The sequence below is a fragment of the Herbaspirillum sp. AP02 genome (genome assembly GCF_015767275.1).
Classification (GTDB): domain Bacteria; phylum Pseudomonadota; class Gammaproteobacteria; order Burkholderiales; family Burkholderiaceae_D; genus Herbaspirillum.
Genome location: NZ_JADWMY010000001.1, coordinates 1,013,317 through 1,033,617, shown reverse-complemented (window position 1 = coordinate 1,033,617; position 20,301 = coordinate 1,013,317). Strand labels below are relative to the sequence as shown.

The window sequence follows — 20,301 nt, the reverse complement described above, 5'->3', positions numbered from 1 at the left end:
TTGCATCACCCCGCCACTACCGTATGAGAAGGAAGCAGCATGACTGATACCCGCCTCTGGGGCGCGCGTTTCCGTTCGCCACCCGACCCGGCCCTGATGACGCTCTCGCGGGGCGGCCTGGATCATTTCCGGCTGACCCGTTTCGACATCGTCTCGTCCCAGGCCCATGCACGCCAGTTGCGCCTGGCCGGGCTGCTGACCGAGGCCGAATGCAACGCCATCGTCACCAAGCTCGGCGAACTTGATGCCGCCATCGCCAGTGGCGCCGTGCGGCCCACCGCAGGCGACGAAGACGTGCATACCTTCATGGAGCGCGTGCTGGTGGAGGCGCTCGGCCCGACCGGAGCCAAGCTGCGTGCCGGCCGTTCGCGCAATGATCAGGCGGCCAACAACCTCAAGCTCTATTTGCGCGAGCAGGCACGCGCCGTCGGCGCCTTGCTGTTGGACCTGCAGGATGCCCTGACGCACCAGGCCGGCGAGCATCTCGACACGCTGGTCCCCGGCTTCACGCATCTGCAGGCGGCGCAGCCGGTGGTGTTTGCGCACCAGTTGCTGGCCCATGCGCAGACCTTCAGTCGCGACATCTCGCGCCTGATCGACTGGGACAGGCGCGCCGCCCGTTCACCGCTGGGCGCAGCGGCCATGGCGGGCTCGGCCATCGCCCTGCATCCGGCGATCTCGGCCGCCGAGCTGGGCTATGACGGCCCTTGTGAAAACTCCATCGACGCCGTCGGCAGCCGCGATCACGTGGCTGAATTCCTGTTCGTCTGTGCCATGCTGGGGACGCATCTCTCGCGCCTGTCGGAAGAAGTCACGCTGTGGGTGTCGCGCCAGTTCCGCTGGGTGGAACTGGACGATGCCTTCTCCACCGGCAGTTCCATCATGCCGCAGAAGAAAAATCCCGATATCGCCGAACTCACCCGTGGCCGCTCGGCCCGTCTGATCTCGCTGCTGATGGACATGCTGGTGGCGTTGAAGGGTTTGCCGTTCTCCTACAATCGCGATCTGTCGGAGGACAAGTATTCGGCCTTCGAGGCCATCGACGTGCTGCATATGGTCTTGCCGGCCATGGCCGGCATGATGCGTACGCTGCAGGTGAACAAGGAGCGCATGCGTGCCGATGCCACCCAGGGTTTCACCCTTGCCACCGAAGTGGCGGACTGGCTGTCGCGTCGCGGCGTGCCGTTCGCCCAGGCGCACGAGATCACCGGTGCCATGGTGCGCGCCTGCGAAGAGCGCGGGGTGGAGCTGCATCAGTTGAGCGATGCGGAGTTGAAAGTCATTAGTTCACATCTATTGCCCGAAGTACGCACGGTTCTCACGCCCGAGGCCGCTGTGGCGGCGCGTAGCGGCCATGGCGGTACCGCGCCGCTGCAGGTGCAGGCTCAGCTGGAAAGATTGCAGGCCACCGTGGCTGCGCAGCGCCAGTGGACACAGCAGGCGGTGCTGCCGTCAGCAGTGGGAACAACAGCGGGAGCGACAGCATGAGCACCATCTCCCCCTATGCCATCGACCATCTCAAGGTGGTGCCGCGCCGCTACTACGGACGCTGGCTGTCGGCCGCGCTGATCCTGCTGGCGCTGGGCTTCGTGGTACACGCCTTCGCCCACGGCCAGATCGAGTGGGCGGTGGTGGCCAAGTTCATGACGGCCAAGGTGATCCTGCAGGGCCTCTTGAACACCATCCTCATGACCATCTATGCGATGGTGGTGGGCATCGTGCTGGGCGTGGTCTTCGCGGTGATGGTGATGTCGCCCAACAAGCTGCTCAAGGCGGTGGCGACCTTCTACATCTGGTTCTTCCGGGGCACGCCCCTGCTGCTGCAGATGCTGCTGTGGTTCAACCTGGCGCTGGTGTTCCCGACCCTGGGCATTCCTGGCTGGTTCGAGGCGCGTACGGTGGACATCATCACGCCCTTCGTGGCCAGTCTCCTGGGGCTGGGCATCGGGCAGGGCGCCTATACCGCCGAGGTGGTGCGCGGCGGCATCCTGGCGGTGGACAATGGCCAGACCGAGGCCGCCAAGGCGATTGGCATGACGCGCCTGACCGCCTTGCGCCGCATCGTGTTGCCGCAGGCCATGCGGGTGATCATTCCGCCGGTGGGTAATGAGGTGATCAGCATGATCAAGCTGACCTCGGTGGCCAGCGTGATCCAGTTTTCCGAAATCCTGCACAACGCCCAGACCATCTATTTCGCCAATGCCCGCGTGATCGAACTGCTGATCGTGGCAACCGTCTGGTACCTGGCGGTGGTGACGGTGTTTTCCATCGGCCAGCATTTCCTGGAACAGATGTTTGCCCGCGAGCGCCGCGCCAAGGCCCGCGCACGTGTGGTGGTCGCACAGGGAGCGACAGGATGAGCACACCCATGATCGTGGCCCATGAGGTCCAGAAATACTATGGCGGCTTCCACGCGCTCAAGGGCGTGAACCTGGAAGTCGAGGCCGGTGCCGTGACCTGCATCGTCGGTCCCTCGGGCTCGGGCAAGAGTACCTTCCTGCGTTGCATCAACCAGCTGGAAAGCGTCGATGGCGGGGCCATCTGGGTCGGCGGTGAATTGCTGGGTTATCGCCGCCGTGGCGACCAGTTGATCGAGCTGTCCGACGGCGAGATCGCCCGCCAGCGCCTGGCCAGCGGCATGGTGTTCCAGCGCTTCAACCTGTTTGCCCACATGACGGCGCTGCAGAACATCATGGAAGGTCCGGTGGTGGTGCAGAAGCGCCGTCGCGCCGAAGTGAAGGAAGAGGCACTGGCCCTGCTGGCCCGGGTGGGCCTGGCGGGCAAGGCCGATGCCTATCCCTCTGAACTTTCCGGTGGCCAGCAGCAGCGCGTGGCGATTGCCCGCGCACTGGCCATGCGGCCCAAGCTGATGCTGTTTGACGAACCGACCTCGGCGCTGGACCCGGAGCTGGTCGGCGAAGTGCTGGCGGTGATGAAGGATCTCGCCAGGAGCGGCATGACCATGATCGTGGTCACGCATGAGCTGGGCTTTGCACGTGAAGTGTCCAACCGGGTGGTGTTCATGGATGGTGGCCAGGTGATCGAAGCCGGCACCCCCGGTGAAGTGCTGGCGCGCCCGCAGCACCGACGTACCCAGGAATTCATCGCGGCCATCCTGGCCTGATGCGGCATTGCAGAACTCAACCAGAAAGGGGAATCCCGTGAAGCTGAAACACAAGACCATGTTGGGCCTGGCTACGTTGGCCGCCACCGTCACCCTGGCCGCCAGCGGCGCGCACGCGGCCGACCTGCCGGATCGCATCAAGAAGGCCGGCAAGCTGGTCATCGCCTCGCAGGCCAACTACCCGCCCATCGCCTACAAGGACCCGGCCACGGGCGAGCTGATGGGGCTGGACATCGACCTCGGGGCGGCCATCGCCAAGGAACTGGGCCTGAAGGTGGAGTACCAGGAAACCGCCTTCGCCCAGGTCTTTAGTTCGCTCACCACCGGCCGCGCCGACATCGCCATGGTGGCCATCAGCGACACGGCCGAACGGCAGAAGGTGGCCGACTTCATCGACTACATGAAGACCGGCCCGCAATTCTTCACGCTGCAGGCCAATGCGGCGCGTATCAAGGGCATCGCCGACGTCTGTGGCACCAAGGTCGGTGCCAGCCGCAATACCAACTGGCCGGGCCAGATCGCCGGCTGGAGCAAGGACAACTGTGAAGCCAAGGGCAAGCCGGCCATCACCGTGATCGGTACCGAAGGCTCGGTGGATGCGCGCACCCAGCTCAAGACCGGCCGTATCGATGTGGCGGTGCAGGGCAGCGAGACCCTGCCTTACTTCCAGGGCATGGAACCCAATACCTATGTCCTGCTGGGGCAGCCGCTGTTTGCGCAGGAGACCGGCATTCCGGTCTCCAAGAGCGAACCGGGCTTGCGCGACGCCGTGCTGGAGGCTTTGAAGCGCCTGCAGGCCAACGGGACCTACGACAAGCTGCTGGCCAAGTACAAGCTGCAGGGCAGCGCCATGCCGGCCGCGCTTAACCAGGGCAAGTGAGTCATGGCCGGCGTCGAGTTTGATGAAGCCGAGCAGGCCGCCGCCCGCCGGCTGGGCCTGACAGGTGCCGAGGAGGTGGAGTGGCAGGCGCGCTGTGAACTGGCGGCGCTGTACCGGCTGCTGGCGCACTTCCGTATGACCGACCTGATCGATACACACATCTCGGCGCGGGTGCCGGGGCAGCCTGGTCACTTCCTGATCAATCGCTATGGCGTGCTGTTCCACGAGATGCGCGCTTCCGATCTGGTCAAGGTGGATGCCCAGGGGCAGGCCGTGCAGATGGGCAGCACTGCCGCACCGGCGCAGCGGGTCAATCGCGCCGGCTTCGTGATCCATTCGGCGGTGCATCAGGCCCGGCCGGACCTGCATTGCGTGATCCACACGCATACCACGGCCGGGATTGCGGTCTCGGCCCAGCGTGACGGGCTGCTGCCGATCAGCCAGCATGCCCTCAAGTTCTACGGCAAGCTGGCCTATCACGAGTACGAAGGCATCGCCCTCGATACCGAAGAGCGCGAGCGGCTGGTGGCAGCGCTGGGGTCGCACAAGGCCATGATCCTGCGCAACCATGGCTTGCTGGCGGCGGGGGAGTCGGTGGCGGCGGCGTTCCATGAAATCTATTTCCTGGAGCGGGCCTGCCAGGCCCAGGTGGCGGCGCAAGCGGGTGGGGCTGCCTTGCACCTGCCGGCGGAGGAAGTGCGCCTGCGCGCCGCTGGCCAGTTCGACAACGACCAGGCCAGCGGCATCATTGACCTGGCCTGGGAGGCGGCCTTGCGGCTGGTGCAGGAGGAGGGGCCGGGGTACCGCTGCTGAGCGCGTCATCGGTTCTTCCCATCGGCGCTTCAAAAGACAACGCCCGCATCGATGATGCGGGCGTTGTCATGTGCGGCTAGCAGCAGGCTCAGTCCAGCAGTTTCTGCATGAACATCGCCTTGCCGGTCTCGGCCTTCAATTCATAGCCTGCGAAGCCGCTGGCGCGATATAGCGAACGTGCCACCGTATTGCCTTCCAGGACTTCCAGCGTCAGCTTGCAACAGCCCAGTGCGCGGGCTTGCCGTTCCACGCTGGCCAGCAATTGCCTGGCCACGCCCTGGCCGCGATAGGCCGGCATCACGGCCAGATCGTGCAGGTTCAGCAGCGGCTTGCAGGAAAAGGTCGAGAACCCTTCGATGCAGGTCGCCAGGCCAGCGGGGGTGTTGCCGTCGAAGGCCAGGAAGACATGGGCGGTGGAACGTTTCTTCAGTTCCGCCGCGAGGTTCTGACGTACGTAGTCGGACAGGGCCTGTCCGCCCCCCATGGCGTCGGATGCGTAGGCGTTGAGCGTCTCGAAGAGCGCTGCCGCATGGGCAGCGTTGTCGAGATCGGCCTTGACGATGGATACCGCCATGTCTTCCCCTGCTGGCTATGGAATCGAATTGGCTCGAAGCGAAGCAGGTCGAATCGGATCGGCCCGCTTGCCGCTTTGCTTACTTGCCGCCGCTGCGTTGTCCGCCGTGCGTGAGCGCGGACTGACGCGGACCACCCTGGCGTTGCTGGCCCTGGCTGCTGCGTGGCTGGGCGTTGCCGCTGGCCGGCTTGGGCGCGCGATTGGCGTTGTTGCCACCATTGCCACCGCCATTGCCGGCTTGGCTGCCCGGCGCACGACCCTGGCCGCGCGGTGCATTGCCATTGCCCGGATTACGTGGCTTGGCCTGCTGAGCGGCACCGGCTCCGGCTGGCTTGGCGCCGCCATTGCCATTGCCGCCGCCCGCTGCTGCCGGCTTGCGCGGTGCGCTGCGCTGGCCGCCGCGTCCGCCGCCAGGGCTCTGGTGACGACCCTGGCCGCTGCGCAGCTGGATCGGCTGCGGCTTGGCGGTGGGATCCGGTTCGAAACCGGCGATCACTTCCACCGGGATTTCGCGCTTGATGAAGCGTTCGATATCGTGCAGCAGGTCGCGCTCGTCCACGCAGACCAGCGACACGGCTTCGCCGGTGGCGCCGGCGCGGCCGGTACGGCCGATGCGGTGGACATAGTCTTCGGGGACGTTGGGCAGGTCATAGTTGACCACGTGCGGCAACTGGTCGATATCGATGCCGCGGGCAGCGATGTCGGTGGCGATCAGGGCGGTCAGCTTGCCGTCCTTGAACTCGGCCAGCGCCTTGGTACGTGCCGACTGGCTCTTGTTGCCGTGGATCGCCATGGCGGTGATGCCGTCACGCGCCAGTTGCTCGACCAGCTTGTTGGCGCCGTGCTTGGTACGGGTGAAGACCAGCACCTGCTTCCACTGGTGGGTCTTGATCAGGTGCGCCAGCATCGGGTGCTTCTTGTCGCGGTCGACCGGGTGCAGCTTTTGCGCGATCACTTCCACGGTGGAGTTGCGGCGGGCCACTTCGATCAGGGCCGGGTTGTTCAGCAGGCTGTCGGCCAGCTTCTTGATCTCGTCGGCGAAGGTGGCCGAGAACAGCAGGTTCTGGCGCTTGGGCGGCAGCGCGGCCAGCACCTTGCGGATGTCGCGGATGAAGCCCATGTCCAGCATGCGGTCGGCTTCGTCCAGCACCAGGATCTGGATGTGCTGCAGGTTCACGGTGCCTTGCTGCATGTGGTCCAGCAGGCGGCCGGGCGTGGCCACCAGGATATCGACGCCGCGCTTCAACAGGGTGATCTGCGGATTGATGCCGACACCACCGAAGATGCAGGCCGAGGTCAGCGGCAGGTACTTGCCGTACTGGCGCACGCTTTCCTCGACCTGGGCTGCCAGTTCGCGGGTGGGCGCCAGGATCAGGGCACGGATGGGCAGGTGGCCGTTGATCTTGTTGCGCGGCATGGCCGACAGGCGTTGCAGCAGCGGCAGCGTAAAGCCGGCGGTCTTGCCGGTGCCGGTCTGGGCGCCGGCCAGCAGGTCACCACCGGAGAGTACGGCGGGGACGGCTTGGGCCTGGATCGGAGTGGGGGAGGTATAGCCTTGTTCGGAAACGGCACGAACGATTTCGTCGGACAAGCCGAGCGCGGAAAATGACATGAGACTCTGAAAATGGGTTTGGCCTGTGGCCCCGTACGGGCGCCAGTCGCAGGCAAACGGGTTGGAACTGGAGGAGGGCGCGGACTTGACTGGCTATACGCCGCGCAGGCCGCAGTATAACAGCGCAGTCTGCGGGCGACGTGATTTATTTTGCATCCGGATGCGGGCAGCTCATCCGTGCTGGCGGGCCAGGAAGGATTGCACGGGAGGGAGTACCAGCGCGCTTTGCATCAATCCGCCGAAGTGCGTGACGCCGGGCAGGCTGACAAATTCTGCCTGTGGCAATAACGCCGCAGTACGCTCGACGGCAGCATGGCGCGCATCGGCGTCACCGCAGAACAGCAGGCAGGGCAGCTCCATCCGTGCCAGCAGGTCTTGCTGCGAGGGGCGCGGCTGCTGGGCGGCGGCGGCCAGGGCCACCAGGTCGTTGGCCCGGATGAGCATCTTCACCTGGGGCGATATCTGTTCGTCCAGCAGGGCTTCGAAGGTGCTGATGAAGGCCTCGGGGTCGCGTCCGTCGATGCCGTGGAAGCCGTCCCAGCTGCGGTCCTCGTACGGATGGGCAGCGCCCAGGATGAGGCTGCGCAGGCGCTGTGGCGCATGGCGTACCAGCCCGTAGCCGACCCAGCCGCCCAGCGAGTAGCCGAAGAAGTGGGCGCGCTCGATCTGCAGGGCGTCCAGCACGGCCACGGCGTCGCGGCAGCGCTGCACCTGGGTGTAGGCGGCGGTCTCGTGCGGCTTGTCGCTCTGGCCATGGCCCAGGGCATCGAACAGGATGACCTGGTAATGCTGGCGCAACACCGAGGTGAAGCCGAAGAAGCGCCAGGCTTCCAGGCTGCTGGTAAAGCCGTGGTGCAACAGCAGGGGAGGGCCTTCGCCCTCGACCTGGTAGTGGATCTTGCGGTTGTCGCTCAGGGCAAAGGGCATGGTGGGGATGGTGGGGATAGGCGGCAGGGTTCAGTTGTTGTGATCGACCAGCTTCTTGCAGCGGCGCGCCAGCAGTTCGCGCGAGCGCGCGCAGATTTCTTCGGTGCTGAGGTCTTCGACATGGGTGGCAATCGACCAGACATGGCCGAAGGGGTCGCGCAGGGTGCCGGAGCGGTCGCCATAGAACTGGTTCTGCACCGGCCGCAATTGCACGGCACCGGCGGCCATCGCCTGGCTGAAGACGGCATCGACGTCGGCCACGTAGACCAGCAGGCTCACGCCCGCGCCGCCCAGCGTCTGCGGGCTCAGGAAGCCCAGTTCGGGATGTTCGTCGGCCAGCATCACGCGGGCATCGCCGATCTGGATTTCGGCGTGCCAGACCTTGCCGTGGGGACCGTCCAGGCGCATGACTTCCACGGCGCCGAAGGCGCGAGCGTAGAAGGCGATGGCCTCGGCGGAGGCTTGCACGATCAGGTAGGGAGTGACGCTGTGGTAGCCCGCCGGCAAGGCGCAGGCGGAAGGACTGGACTGGGGCAGCGTGGCTGCGTCAGGCGGGGTGGGCATGTCGTCTCCTCGGTCATCGCCGGTAGCGGCACTATAGCAGCAATGCCTGTGCCGCCGTCCGGCGGGTGATCATGAGACGAGCTTAAGCAAAAGTGAAGGATCAGGCAAATTCGGACAACAGGTTGACTTGCTGAGCGAAGATCTTCGGGCTGCCGGCGATGACATCGCCCTTATAGAGGTAGTCGGAGTCACCCTTGAAGGTGCCGACCAGGCCTCCGGCTTCGGTCACCAGCAGCGAGCCGGCGGCGATGTCCCAGGGCTTCAGGCCCTTCTCGAAGAAGCCGTCCAGGCGGCCGGCGGCGACATAGGCCAGGTCCAGGGCGGCGGCACCCGGGCGGCGCAGGCCGGCGCTGTGTTCGGTCATGACCTTGAACATGGTGACGTATTCGTTCAGGCCGTCCAGGTCGCGGAAGGGGAAGCCGGTGCCGATCAGGGCGTCAGCGATCTTGTCGCGCTTGCCCACGCGGATGCGCTTTTCGTTCAGGTAGGCGCCCGCGCCCTTGGAGGCGGTGAACAGGTCGTTGCGGGTCGGGTCGTAGACCACTGCCTGGGTGATGATGCCGCGCTGTTGCAGGGCGATCGAGACGCAGTATTGCGGGAAGCCGTGGATGAAGTTGGTGGTGCCGTCCAGGGGATCGATGATCCAGACGTTTTCGTTTTCATCGTGCAGGTTGTCGGACGCACCGGATTCCTCGGCCAGGATGGCGTGGTCGGGGTAGGCGTTCTTGAGCACGTCGATGATGGCATCCTCGGCGGCCTTGTCCACTTCGGTCACGAAGTCGTTGTGCGACTTCTTGGAGACCTTCAGCAGCGACACGTCGAAGGACGCACGGTTGATGATGGTGGCGGCGCGGCGAGCAGCCTTGATCGCCGTATTGAGCATGGGTGGGATGAGCATTCCGATGGTTCCGTTAAAATTGCGGCCATCGTTGACGATGGCTGCGTTGCTCATCGTCGCCATGGCCGACGGACCGGCCTCCCGCGTCAAGCTTGCGGAACAGGCTGGCCAGGCGAAACCCGGCAGTCAAACCAGTGCGACGATGAAATTAATGAGCGTTGCGCCACCCGCGGCTGTTATGCTTGCGGGTTTGCCATGCAGTCCGGGGCGCAGCTTCGATCAACCTGGGCCAACCTGGGTTTGATCTGCTACTGCAATATTGACGTTTTGCCAATATCCTATCCTGGGGCGCGAATCCCGCTATTTTAAATGAACAAGCAAGTGTCAGGACAATCTCTTTTCAGCCGTTTGCGTTTCGTACTGGTCAATACCAGCAGTCCGGGCAATATCGGTTCGGCCGCACGGGCCATCAAGACCATGGGCTTTTCGGAGCTGGTGCTGGTCAATCCGCGCTTTCCGGACGCGGTCAAGGAAGATGAAGCCATTGCCTTCGCCAGCGGCGCCCTGGATGTGTTGCAAAATGCACGCATTGTCGGCAGCGTGGAAGAAGCGTTGCAAGGATGCAACTTCGCCGCCGCCGTCAGCGCCCGGTTGCGCGAGTTTTCGCCGCCCGTGGTCTCGCCCCGCGAGCTGGCCGGGCAGCTGTCACGCGATACCGGGCTCAATGCCGCGCTGCTTTTTGGCAACGAGCGCTTCGGCCTGCCCAACGAGGTGGTGCAGAAGTGCCAGGCGCTGTTGAACATCCCGGCCAACCCCGACTATTCCTCGCTGAACCTGGCGCAGGCGGTGCAGGTGCTGGCCTACGAGTGCCGCATGACGGAGCTGGAAGTGCAGGGCGGGCCGATGCAGACCAGCGGCGATGCGCGCGCGCCGGGCGAGGTTGGTTTCCAAGGCCAGAGTGCCAGCGTGGCCGAGATCGAGGGTATGTTCGCCCACCTGGAACAGGCCCTGGTGTCCATCGATTTCCTCAATCCCGACAATCCCAAGAAACTGATGCCGCGCTTGAAGCGCATGTTCTCGCGCGCCCAGCTGGAGACTGAAGAGGTCAACATCCTGCGCGGCATCGCCCGCCAGATCCTGGAACCCAAGCAGGCCAAGGCCGGCAAGTCCGCACAGAACGAACAAGGAGAAGGCTGACATGGCCAAGCTGACCCTGGACCGCATCCTGCAATCGCAGGGTTTCGGTTCGCGCAAGTATTGTCGTGAATTGATCGAGGATGGAGAAGTCTCGATCGGTGGTGAAGTGGTGGACGATTACCGGGCCACGCCCGAACCCACCGGGCTGGTGCTGACCATCTTCGAGGAAGAGTGGGAGTACCGCGAGCACGTCTACATCGCCATCAACAAGCCGCCCAACATCGAATGCTCGCGCAAGCCCAGCCATCACCCGGGCGTGCTGACCTTGCTGCCGGAGCAGTTCACCTGGCGCGACGTGCAACCGGTGGGGCGACTGGATCACGACACCACCGGGCTGTTGCTGATGTCCGACGATGGCGCCTTCATCCACGCCCAATCCTCACCCAAGCGCCACGTCCCCAAGGTGTATGCGGCGACCACCGCCGAGCCGGTGACACAGGCGCTGATCGACCAACTGAAGGCCGGCGTGCAACTGCACGACGAACCGGCCCCGCTGGCCGCCACCCGCTGCCGCCAACTGGGCGAGAACCTGCTGGAGATCGTGCTGGAGCAGGGCAAATACCACCAGGTCAAGCGCATGCTGGCTGCCGCCGGCAATCATTGCAGCGCACTGTCCCGGGTCGCCATCGGTGGCTTGCAACTGAAGGCGCTGGGACTGGAGGAGGGGGAGTGGACTTACCTGGATGCGCAGCAGATGGCGCTGCTGGTGCCGGATCAGGAATAGGCTTCACGACGTCGACGAGATGACAAGAAAAACGCCATCGGTCGCAAAACCGATGGCGTTTTCACTGGCAGGGGTTGGGCTTAATGCCGGACCTCTCCCGCCTCGCTCGCACCACTTACATCGGCCACGAACAGTTGCGCGCAATCCACCGCATCGAACTCATAGTGCTGCCCGCAGAAGTCGCAGTCGATGGCCAGCTTTTCCATCTGCGTCAGTGCTTCGGCGATTTCCTCCTGGCCCAGCATCTTCAGCATGTTGCCGACCTTCTCGCGCGAGCAGGAGCAGTGGAACTGCGGATGGACGGGGTCGAAGACACGGATGTTCTGTTCCCAGAACAGGCGGTGCATCAGCGTGGCGATGTCGGTGGAGAGCAATTCCTCGCGCCGCAAGGTGTCGCCCAGCATGACCATGTGGTTCCAGTCTTCCAGCTCGCCTTCAGGCTTGGCGGTGGGGGCGGCGGTGCCGCCGATGGTGGGTAGCTTCTGCAGCAACAGGCCGCGTGAGACGTGTTCGTCGGCGGCCAGCCACAGTTTGGTGTCCAGTTGCTCGGAACGCAGCATGTAATTCTCGATCACGGTGGCCACGTTATCGCCATCCAGCGGCACCACGCCCTGGTAGGCCTGCTGGCCTGGCAGCTTGTCCTTGGGGTCGAGGGTGATGACGAAGCGGCCATCGCCGTTGGCATTGACCAGGTCCGTCAGGGTCGCGTCGTCGGCGATTTCCGCATCCTCGGCCAGCTTGGCGGTGGCGCGCAGTTGCAGTTCGGAGTCGCACTCCACCACCAGCAGCTTGACCGGGCCATCGCCATGGATCTGCATGATGATCATGCCGTTGAACTTCAGATTGGCAGAGAGCAGGGCAGAAGCTGCCAGCATCTCGCCCAGCAGCGCGCGTACCGCTACCGGATAGGCGCGGCGGTCCTGCACCTGGCGCCAGGTGTCGGAGATTTCGACCAGTTCGCCCCGCACGGGAGCGTCATCGACCAGGAATTTCTGCAGCGTGTCTTTCATTGTTTCCTTTGCTTGGCGGCTCAGGCGATGCGCTTGAGCTTGGCCTTGAACTGTTGTGCGCGCTGGACATAGCTGTCCGTGCCGGCGTGCATGCGCGCGATATCTTCTTCACTCAACTGGCGAACCGCCTTGGCGGGGGTGCCGATGATCAGCGAGTTGTCCGGGAACTCCTTGCCTTCAGTCACCAGTGCACCGGCGCCGACCAGGCAATTCCTGCCGATCTTGGCGCCATTGAGCACCACCGCCTGGATGCCGATCAGCGCGCCTTCGCCGATGGTGCAGCCGTGCAGCATGGCCTGGTGGCCGATGGTGACATTCTTGCCGATCATCATCGGATATCCCACGTCGGTATGCAGCACAGCCCCTTCCTGCACATTGCTGTTCTCGCCGATGGTGATGAGTTCATTGTCGCCACGGATGGCAACGTTGAACCAGACGCTGGAATGCGGCTCCATCTTCACCTTGCCCACCACGGTGGACGACTCGGCCACGAAGGCGGTGTCGTGGATTTCGGGGGTGTCCTGCTCCAATTGGTAGATCGCCATAATAAAATTGTCTCCTCGTTACCTGCTGGTCGGTATGTGATGCCTTGCCTTGCGGTGAACTTGTCTTCATATGGAGACAAGTCCGGCGTCCTCAACCGCGTATTTTACCTTCCCTGAAAGTCAGTTCCTTGGATCAGTCCTCTTCCCCAGATGAAGTCTTTTCATTTACCGGCTTGCGTAGTGCCGCCCTGTCTTGCCTGAAAGAAATCCATCCGGCCGTCAAGTGCAGTACGGTGCGCAGCCTGCGGGCCGCGTGGTCGGCAGGCGAACTGCCCCTGGAGCAGGACGATCTGGCAGCGCTGGACGAGGGCCGCGGGATCCCGGGCCGTCCGGCGCGGCCGGCCCTGGTATCGCCGCTGGAGGTGAAGCATCGTTCCATGGGCACGCCCGAGGGCAGGGCGGCGCTGATCCATGCCCTGGCGCATATCGAGTTCAATGCCATCAATCTGGCACTGGACGCGGTCTGGCGCTTTCCCGGCATGCCCCGCGATTTCTACGCAGACTGGATGCAGGTTGCCGATGAGGAGGCCTATCACTTCAGCTTGCTGGCCGAGCATCTGAAGACGCTTGGACATGCCTATGGCGATTTCACCGCCCACAATGCCTTGTGGGACATGGCGGAATCGACCAAGGGCGATGTCCTGGCGCGCATTGCGCTGGTGCCGCGCACGCTGGAGGCCCGTGGACTGGATGCGGCGCCGCCGGTGCGTGCCAAGCTGGCGCAGGCGGGTGATCTGGCGGCGGCCGAGATACTGGATATCATCATGCGCGATGAAGTGGGTCATGTGCTCATCGGCAATCGCTGGTTCAACTGGTTGTGCGAACAGCGGCAACTGGACCCGATCGCCACCTTTACCCAGTTGTGCCTGCAACACAAGGCGCCACCGCTGCGCGGGCCATTCAATCTGCATGCCAGACGGGCGGCCGGTTTTTCGGACGAGGAAATGCTGATGTTCAGCGATCTTTCGCGATGATCGACGGATTTGCAAGAAATGTAAGCAATTTTCGCGAGGGTGGGGGACGGCTTGCTGTTGTGCTATCGTCTCCCCCGAATTCCGACGTTTCGGGATCACTTATATGAATGGAAAGGATGACAACATGAACAAGATGTCCAAACTGTTGGCCGGTGTGGTCGTGAGCGTTGCCGCCATTTCCCTGCTGGCAGCCTGCCAGAAGAAGGAAGAGCCGGGACCGGCCGAGGCGCTGGGCAAGAAGATCGATGGCGCGGTGCAGGATGCCGGCAAGAAGCTCGACGAAGTCACCGGCCAGGCCAAGGACCAGACCAGCGAGTCCGGCTCCAAGCTCGATGGCGCGCTGGATCAGGCCAAGGTCGACGCCAAGGAAGCCTACGAAAAGACCAAGGAAGGGGCCAAGGACCTGGCCCAGAAGACCGGCGAGAAAATGGAGCAAGCCGGTCAGAAGCTGCAGGACGCCACCAAGAAATAAGAAGAAACAAGTACCACGCTGCCGGGCTATTGCCGGTAGCCCCCACAATGCCGTCCCGCCTGCGCTGGACGGCATTGTTCCTTCAGGCTGCCCTCCGGGGCGCTTTCCCTGCGCTATTCGCGGGCGTTGTGGATCAGGTCGATCACCATCTTCTGGATGGCCGGTTCCAGTGCCAGCGCCACATGGCCGATGCCGATGACCGGGATGTTCCAGGCGCCGTCCAGGTGCGCCGAGCTCTGCGGCGAGATGATGTTGTCGTGATGGGAATAGATCGAGACGATGTGCGACAGGGCGTCCGCTTCTTCGGTGGCGGCCAGCTTTTGCAGCCATTCGCTGCTGCGGCCTTCTTCGTAGCGGCCCAGCCAGTTCATTTCACCGCAATTGATGCCGATGCCGAAGTTGGCAATCGCCGTGCCATGGTGTGGCGAACCCAGGGTGATCACGCGGGCCACGCTGTCGCAGCCGTGGTCGCGCAGATAGGCGCGGGCAGCCAGCCCGCCCATGCTGTGGGCGACGATCGCGATCTTCTTCTGGCCGGTTTCCGCCAGGACGCGTTGCACGGCGGCGTGGAGAAGGGGGGCGTAGTCGTCGATGCTGCCAAAGACCGGCTCCATGTCCAGCGCGTAGTGGGTGATGTGGGCTTCCCGCAACTCCAGGCTCATCCAGCGCCAGTAGCCGCTGTTGCAGCCATAGCCATGGACCAGCAGCACCGGCAGGGAGGTGGTGTCGGGATAGCTGAACTGATCGAAGCGCAGGAAAGGCATGGCCCACGAGGAGCAGAGCATGGTGGCCCGGAATTCGCGCAGGAAAAGGGTGCTGATCTGCAGCCAGCTGATTTCCACCGGGTTGGAGGTGCGCCCGCGATAGGGCCAGGTCAGGAAAAAGCTGTTGGCCGTGATCTGAGCGCGCAACATCAGGACGATGAGGAGGCCACCCAGAGCGGCCACCACGATAGGCCACTCGAAATGCCGAAGCAGGAAATAGAACAGGATCGCAATGCCGAACTGGACGAGGAGCAGGGTTCTGGAGATGCGTGAAATCATGCGGGCTGGCGTCCGGGGCGATCAGGTGGGTGGGCATGCAGGCGCAGGCGGTCGCCCGAGAGCATAACAGAGCGCCGCGCAGCGCTCATGTCCGCTTCATGACTTGGCGCCGGCTTGCGGGAGGGGGGCTTTCAATGCTGGGGTGATGTCGACCAGGCGCGTGCCGGCAAGGCGGTCGTGCAGGAACTGGCCTTGGCTGTCGACTCTGCTGGTCAGCGCCCAGAGGAGCAGGTTGGCAGCCGGGATCAGCACCAGCAGCCAGTGCTGTCCGCGGGCCAGGGAGGCCAGTGCCAGCCCCGGCAGTATCCATAGCCAGGCCAGGAAGAAGCGCAGGGTCGCACGCCAGAGACTCACCGGCTGGCCCAGGCGGTCGACGACCCTGAAGCGCCAGGTTTTCATCGCCAGGGTTTGCCCGCCGTGCGTCCAGAACCAGATGAAATAGACCGCCAGTACCAGGAACAGCCAGGCTTCGAGCGCGTGGCGGAGATAGAGCGCATGGCGCTGTTGCAGGAGGGTGGAGAACAGCCAGCCGGACATGAACAGCACGCCGAACAGCAGCATCGATTCATACAACATGCTACTCAAGCGGCGGCGCAGCGAGGGCGTGGCGAAATCCGTCATGGTTGTGGTTTGGTCTTTGTTCTTGATGTAGTGGTCGCTTGAAGGTTACGGCGATGGCGATGGGCTGCGACCGATATCCAACAGCAGGCCTGCATGCCGCTGGCGTGGCCCGCAGATGGTAAAGCAATCGGAGCGACTTGCCTATGATGCGACTTGAGCCAGCGCAAGGACGCAAGTGCGCATCCGCTAGCGCAAAGCGTAGAAGCAGTCCGTGAGCGGGGATGAGGGCGGGTGGGAGAGCGGTGCGAACTTGTCTGGACGGTCGGACTTACTTGCTCTCGGCCGTTGCGCTGGTCGCGGTCATCACGGCTGGAGAGGTCGCTGCGGCACTGACAGCCACCGTGGTCGGTGCGGCTGCAGTCGGTGCCAAGGCGGGCACCGGTATTGCCTGCGAGCCCGGCACCAGGGCTGGAGCCGGCGCAGCGGCTGGGGTCGGGGCAGGGACGACGGGCAGCGGTCTATCCAGTGCTTCGGCAGGCAACTGGATGGAGGGCGCAGCCGCGGCCGGCGTGGTCGGCAGCTTGGCGACGCGGCGCGGCAGCTTGGCCTCGGCCAGCTTCTTTTTCTGCTCTTCGGACAATTGCTGGTACTTGGTCCACTGCTCGTGCTTTTCTTCCGCATCGAGTTTCTTGGCGCGGGCATAGTTGGTACGGGCGGCGCTGCGCTGGGCCGGGGTCAGCTTGACCCAGTCGCGCATGCGCTCATGCAGGCGCTGCTGCTCTTCCGGCTTCATCCTGGTGTAACGCTTACCGATTTCCAGCCATTTTTCCTTTTGCAGTTCGCTCATGCGCGGCCATTCGCCGGTCAGCGGTTCCAGCGCCTCGTGCTGGGCTTGCGAGAGATTGGCCCAGGCCAGCTTGTTGTCGGGCTTGCGGACGGCGGTTTTGGTGGCGGACTTGGCGGGATGCGAAGCGCCTGCTGCTGCCGCAGGTGCCGCCGGGGTGCCAACGGTAGCGGGGTTGGCCACCGATGCCGATGTCGGGGCGGCGGCGGGGGCCACGACTTGCGTATTCTGCGCCACGGTCCAGGCGCAGCTCAATCCACCGGCCAGCACGGCCAGCGCCAGCGCAATGCGCGAGAAGCGGGCGTAGGCTTTGGGGGTACCGGTGGTGTTGCGCATCGTCTTATTGTCCCTTTTCTGCCAGGAAGGCATTGAAACCGTGATCCAGGTAGGCCGACAGCGGCAGCTCGTCGGACAGCACCGCCGCATCGATGTCGGCCAGGTAGGACACCCGCTTGGCGTTCTCGTGCTGATAGATACCGGCGAACAGGATGATGCCCACCAGCAGCGGAGCGGCCACGCCGAGGCGGTTCCACCACGACGGGCTTTCCTGATGCAGCATGCCGCCGCCGAAGGCACCGGCAAGGATCGGCTGTTCCACGCGCACGGTCATGGGCGTATGTTTCTTGCGTGCCAGGGCGACCCGGCGGGCAGCAGCCAGGCTTTGCAGGGTGTCGTCGGACAGGTTGTCCAGATTGGCGTCAAGCGCCAGCTTCACCTTGTAGGCGAATTGCATTTCCTTGTTCTTCATAATGAGATTCCTTTGGCTCTTAGGGCTTGAGCCAGCGCGTGCGTTGCGCGGGAGCAATGGGTTTTGACGCTACCTTCGGAGCAACCCATGGCGGCGGCTGTTTCCGCCACGTCCATGTCCTGCCAGTAACGCATCAGGAATGCTTCCCGTTGACGCGTAGGCAGCTTTTGTATTTCGGCATCGATCAGGTTCAGGGTCTGCTGGCGCTCGACCTTGTCGGCGCTGGATTCGGCGGCCTCGGAGCCTTCTCTTGATTCCAGGCTTTCCAGGAGGTCGAAGTCGTCCGCGCCATCACCATCGCCGCCGTTACCGCCAAAGCTGGAGAACAGGCTTACCCAGGTGTTGCGCACCTTTTCGCGGCGGAAGAAGTCATGGATGGTGTTTTGCAGGATGCGCTGGAACAGCATCGGCAATTCGTCGACGGGTTTGTCGCCGTATTTCTCGGCCAGCTTGATCATCGCATCCTGAACGATGTCCAACGCGGCTTCATCCTTGCGCACGGCATACACCGCCTGTTTGAAGGCGCGGCGTTCGACACTTTCAAGAAAATCGGAGAGTTCTTTGTCAGTTGCCATGCAATACGGTGTGCCGGATGGGTTGCCGGCCAACACGGGCAAAGATGTTCATGTTTGGCCAGCCTAGATGCGAAAAATGCAAGAAATCGTCAAAAAGCAGACCGAATGCTAGCAAAGTTGGCTCTCTTTGTCCTGAAGTTTATCCCCGCGCGACCCCACAAACGCGAGTGCCGGCAACGATTTCACCGGAATCCTGCCTGAATTAGCTTGACCAAAATGATGCAACGCATTACTGTCCTGTTTCCCGCCTCCCACATCTGGGGCGTTTTTGTTCCTTGCCGGTGCTTCACATAAGGTCGTGCCGGTGCAGGAAACGCTTTATAGGTTTAAAGCTTGTTTGTTCTAACCCGTGCCACAAGCGCGAGGAATCAGTAAGAGTCGAACTTGTACCAAGGCTGAACGAGTCGCGTTGAGCGACGTTTCAAACTCCACTACGGTTGGAGCGCAGAAACGGCGTGACCGCACAATAAAGGGATGCTGCCGGCAAGACGACGAATGCGATTCCGTCAGGAGAGAACATCCGATCAATTTCCAATGGACCTTGAAAGGAAGCAGCATGAGTGCTGAGCAATTCACCGGCGCGGATATACTCGTCCGTTGCCTGGCTGAAGAAGGTGTTGAACACGTCTTCGGCTATCCTGGTGGCGCCGTCCTCTATATCTACGACGCAATCTTCAAGCAAGACAAATTCCAGCACATCCTGGTTCGTCACGAACAGGCGGCCGTGCACGCTGCGGACGCGTATTCGCGCAGCTCGCAGAAGGTCGGCGTGGCCATCGTGACCTCCGGCCCCGGCGTGACCAATGCCGTCACCGGCCTGGCCACGGCCTACATGGATTCGATTCCCATGGTCGTGATCTCCGGCCAGGTGCCGTCCACCGCCATCGGCCAGGACGCGTTCCAGGAGTGCGACACCGTCGGTATCACCCGCCCCTGCGTGAAGCACAACTTCCTCGTGAAGGATGTGAAGGACCTGGCGGAAACCGTCAAGAAAGCCTTCTATATCGCCACCACCGGCCGTCCCGGCCCGGTCCTGGTCGATATCCCGAAGGACATCACCATGCATACCTGCGCCTACGAGTATCCGAAGGCGGTGGAAATGCGTTCCTACAAGCCGGTCGACAAGGGTCACTCGGGCCAGATCCGCAAGGCGCTGCAGCTGTTGCTGTCGGCCGAGCGTCCGATGATCTACACCGGCGGCGGCATCATCCTGGCCAATGCGGCGCCTGAGCTGAACAAGCTGGTCGATCGCCTGGGCTACCCCTGTACCAACACGCTGATGGGCCTGGGCGCCTATCGCTCGTCCAGCGACAAGTTCGTGGGCATGCCCGGCATGCACGGCACCTACGAAGCCAACATGGCCATGCAGCACAGTGATGTGCTCATCGCCATCGGCGCCCGCTTCGATGACCGCGTGATCGGCAACCCCAAGCATTTTGCCTCGAACGCCCGCAAGATCATTCATATCGATATCGACCCGTCGTCGATTTCCAAGCGCGTCAAGGTCGACATCCCCATCGTGGGCAACGTCAAGGACGTGCTGCAGGAATTGCTGGCCCAGCTCGATAGCGCCGAGACCCGCCAGAACGGTGCGGCGCTGGACGCCTGGTGGAAGCAGATCAACGAATGGCGCAAGCGCGACTGCCTCAAGTTCGCCACCTCGGACGAATTCATCAAGCCGCAGTCGGTGGTCCAGAAGGTCTGGGAAGTCACCAAGGGCGATGCCTTCATCACCTCCGACGTCGGCCAGCACCAGATGTGGGCCGCGCAATACTACGGTTTCGACAAGCCGCGCCGCTGGATCAACTCCGGTGGCCTGGGCACCATGGGCGTGGGCCTGCCGTACGCCATGGGCGTGCAGATGGCCAACCCGGATGCGACGGTGGCCTGCATCACCGGCGAAGCCTCGATCCAGATGTGCATCCAGGAGCTGGCGACCTGCAAGCAGTATCACCTGACCCCCAAGATCATCCTGTTGAACAACCGCTTCCTGGGCATGGTGCGCCAGTGGCAGCAGATCGACTACGGTTCGCGCTATTCCGAGTCCTACATGGATTCACTGCCGGACTTCAACAAGCTGGCGGAGTCCTACGGCCACGTTGGCATGAAAATCGAGAAACCGGGCGATGTGGATGGCGCGCTGCGCGAAGCCTTCGCCATGAAAGACAGATTGGTCTTCATGAACTTCATCACGGATCAAACCGAGAACGTCTGGCCGATGGTCAAGGCGGGCAAGGGTTTGACTGAAATGTTGCTGGGTTCGGAGGATCTCTAAC

The 20,301-nt window shown here is 63.2% G+C and carries 22 protein-coding genes; 10 read left to right on the top strand and 12 right to left on the bottom strand.

The features are described 5' to 3' along the window. Positions 1-39: 39 nt before the first annotated feature. From argH to I5R65_RS04665, 5 genes are read left to right on the top strand one after another with little or no spacing between them, the layout of a single operon-like run. Positions 40-1,488: an argininosuccinate lyase gene (argH, locus tag I5R65_RS04685; protein WP_180667418.1), complete on the top strand. Its 1,449-nt coding sequence runs from the start codon at positions 40-42 to the stop codon at positions 1,486-1,488. After that, the gene (locus tag I5R65_RS04680; protein ID WP_180667420.1) at positions 1,485-2,360 is read left to right on the top strand and encodes an amino acid ABC transporter permease; all 876 of its coding nucleotides are present in this window, start codon (positions 1,485-1,487) and stop codon (positions 2,358-2,360) included. The genes argH and I5R65_RS04680 overlap by 4 nt, the downstream gene beginning before the upstream one ends. Next, positions 2,357-3,124: an amino acid ABC transporter ATP-binding protein gene (locus I5R65_RS04675; RefSeq protein ID WP_305037732.1), complete on the top strand. Its 768-nt coding sequence runs from the start codon at positions 2,357-2,359 to the stop codon at positions 3,122-3,124. Before I5R65_RS04680 ends, I5R65_RS04675 begins: the two co-directional genes overlap by 4 nt. Positions 3,125-3,161: 37 nt before the next feature. Further along, a complete protein-coding gene (locus I5R65_RS04670) occupies positions 3,162-4,004 on the top strand; it encodes an ABC transporter substrate-binding protein (RefSeq protein ID WP_006464565.1) in 843 nt (280 codons plus the stop codon). A 3-nt stretch (positions 4,005-4,007) separates the two neighbouring features. Beyond that, on the top strand, positions 4,008-4,817 hold the full coding sequence (locus I5R65_RS04665) for a class II aldolase/adducin family protein (RefSeq protein ID WP_231395051.1): 810 nt from the start codon (positions 4,008-4,010) through the stop codon (positions 4,815-4,817). An 88-nt stretch (positions 4,818-4,905) separates the two neighbouring features. Here I5R65_RS04665 and I5R65_RS04660 read toward each other — a convergent pair whose 3' ends face one another. The 5 genes from I5R65_RS04660 to I5R65_RS04640 form a co-directional block, all read right to left on the bottom strand. After that, positions 4,906-5,391 carry an N-acetyltransferase gene (locus tag I5R65_RS04660; protein ID WP_180667422.1) on the bottom strand — a complete coding sequence of 162 codons (486 nt, stop codon included), beginning with the start codon at positions 5,389-5,391 and terminating at the stop codon, positions 4,906-4,908. A gap of 79 nt (positions 5,392-5,470) precedes the next feature. Then, the gene (locus I5R65_RS04655; protein ID WP_180667423.1) at positions 5,471-7,003 is read right to left on the bottom strand and encodes a DEAD/DEAH box helicase; all 1,533 of its coding nucleotides are present in this window, start codon (positions 7,001-7,003) and stop codon (positions 5,471-5,473) included. 171 nt (positions 7,004-7,174) lie between these two features. Next, positions 7,175-7,930 (bottom strand): alpha/beta fold hydrolase, encoded by a 756-nt coding sequence (locus I5R65_RS04650; protein WP_180667424.1) that lies wholly within the window; start codon positions 7,928-7,930, stop codon positions 7,175-7,177. A 30-nt stretch (positions 7,931-7,960) separates the two neighbouring features. Continuing rightward, the gene (locus I5R65_RS04645; RefSeq protein WP_180667425.1) at positions 7,961-8,494 is read right to left on the bottom strand and encodes a VOC family protein; all 534 of its coding nucleotides are present in this window, start codon (positions 8,492-8,494) and stop codon (positions 7,961-7,963) included. A gap of 100 nt (positions 8,495-8,594) precedes the next feature. Then, positions 8,595-9,392 (bottom strand): inositol monophosphatase family protein, encoded by a 798-nt coding sequence (locus I5R65_RS04640; protein WP_180667427.1) that lies wholly within the window; start codon positions 9,390-9,392, stop codon positions 8,595-8,597. 309 nt (positions 9,393-9,701) lie between these two features. Here I5R65_RS04640 and I5R65_RS04635 point away from each other — a divergent pair, with 309 nt between their 5' ends. After that, on the top strand, positions 9,702-10,529 hold the full coding sequence (locus I5R65_RS04635) for an RNA methyltransferase (protein WP_180667429.1): 828 nt from the start codon (positions 9,702-9,704) through the stop codon (positions 10,527-10,529). A gap of 1 nt (position 10,530) precedes the next feature. Further along, a complete protein-coding gene (locus I5R65_RS04630) occupies positions 10,531-11,253 on the top strand; it encodes a pseudouridine synthase (protein WP_180667430.1) in 723 nt (240 codons plus the stop codon). 80 nt (positions 11,254-11,333) lie between these two features. On the opposite strand, the gene hslO is transcribed toward I5R65_RS04630, so the two are convergent. Both hslO and I5R65_RS04620 read right to left on the bottom strand, forming a co-directional pair. Next, complete coding sequence (gene hslO, locus I5R65_RS04625) at positions 11,334-12,263, bottom strand: Hsp33 family molecular chaperone HslO (RefSeq protein WP_180667431.1); 930 nt, start codon at positions 12,261-12,263, stop codon at positions 11,334-11,336. Positions 12,264-12,283: 20 nt separating this feature from the next. After that, entirely contained in the window at positions 12,284-12,808 is a 525-nt protein-coding gene (locus tag I5R65_RS04620; protein WP_180667432.1) for a gamma carbonic anhydrase family protein, read from the bottom strand. 128 nt (positions 12,809-12,936) lie between these two features. Between I5R65_RS04620 and I5R65_RS04615 the strand changes: the two genes are divergently transcribed. Continuing rightward, complete coding sequence (locus tag I5R65_RS04615) at positions 12,937-13,782, top strand: ferritin-like domain-containing protein (RefSeq protein WP_180667433.1); 846 nt, start codon at positions 12,937-12,939, stop codon at positions 13,780-13,782. A 124-nt stretch (positions 13,783-13,906) separates the two neighbouring features. Next, positions 13,907-14,254 carry a hypothetical protein gene (locus I5R65_RS04610; RefSeq protein ID WP_231395050.1) on the top strand — a complete coding sequence of 116 codons (348 nt, stop codon included), beginning with the start codon at positions 13,907-13,909 and terminating at the stop codon, positions 14,252-14,254. Positions 14,255-14,367: 113 nt separating this feature from the next. On the opposite strand, the gene I5R65_RS04605 is transcribed toward I5R65_RS04610, so the two are convergent. The 5 genes from I5R65_RS04605 to I5R65_RS04585 form a co-directional block, all read right to left on the bottom strand. Then, a complete protein-coding gene (locus I5R65_RS04605) occupies positions 14,368-15,297 on the bottom strand; it encodes an alpha/beta fold hydrolase (RefSeq protein WP_180667435.1) in 930 nt (309 codons plus the stop codon). A gap of 96 nt (positions 15,298-15,393) precedes the next feature. Next, positions 15,394-15,918, bottom strand: a complete 525-nt coding sequence (locus tag I5R65_RS04600) for an RDD family protein (protein WP_180667436.1) — start codon at positions 15,916-15,918, stop codon at positions 15,394-15,396. A gap of 268 nt (positions 15,919-16,186) precedes the next feature. Further along, positions 16,187-17,038, bottom strand: coding sequence for a DUF3106 domain-containing protein (locus I5R65_RS04595; RefSeq protein WP_180667438.1), 852 nt, complete (start codon positions 17,036-17,038; stop codon positions 16,187-16,189). A 4-nt stretch (positions 17,039-17,042) separates the two neighbouring features. Continuing rightward, positions 17,043-17,450 (bottom strand): DUF3619 family protein, encoded by a 408-nt coding sequence (locus tag I5R65_RS04590; protein WP_180667439.1) that lies wholly within the window; start codon positions 17,448-17,450, stop codon positions 17,043-17,045. After that, positions 17,447-18,025, bottom strand: a complete 579-nt coding sequence (locus I5R65_RS04585; protein WP_180667440.1) for an RNA polymerase sigma factor — start codon at positions 18,023-18,025, stop codon at positions 17,447-17,449. The genes I5R65_RS04590 and I5R65_RS04585 overlap by 4 nt, the downstream gene beginning before the upstream one ends. Before the next feature lie 556 nt (positions 18,026-18,581). On the opposite strand from I5R65_RS04585, the gene I5R65_RS04580 reads away from it, so the two are divergent. After that, complete coding sequence (locus tag I5R65_RS04580) at positions 18,582-20,300, top strand: acetolactate synthase 3 catalytic subunit (RefSeq protein WP_180667443.1); 1,719 nt, start codon at positions 18,582-18,584, stop codon at positions 20,298-20,300. The last annotated feature ends 1 nt before the right edge of the window (position 20,301 follow it).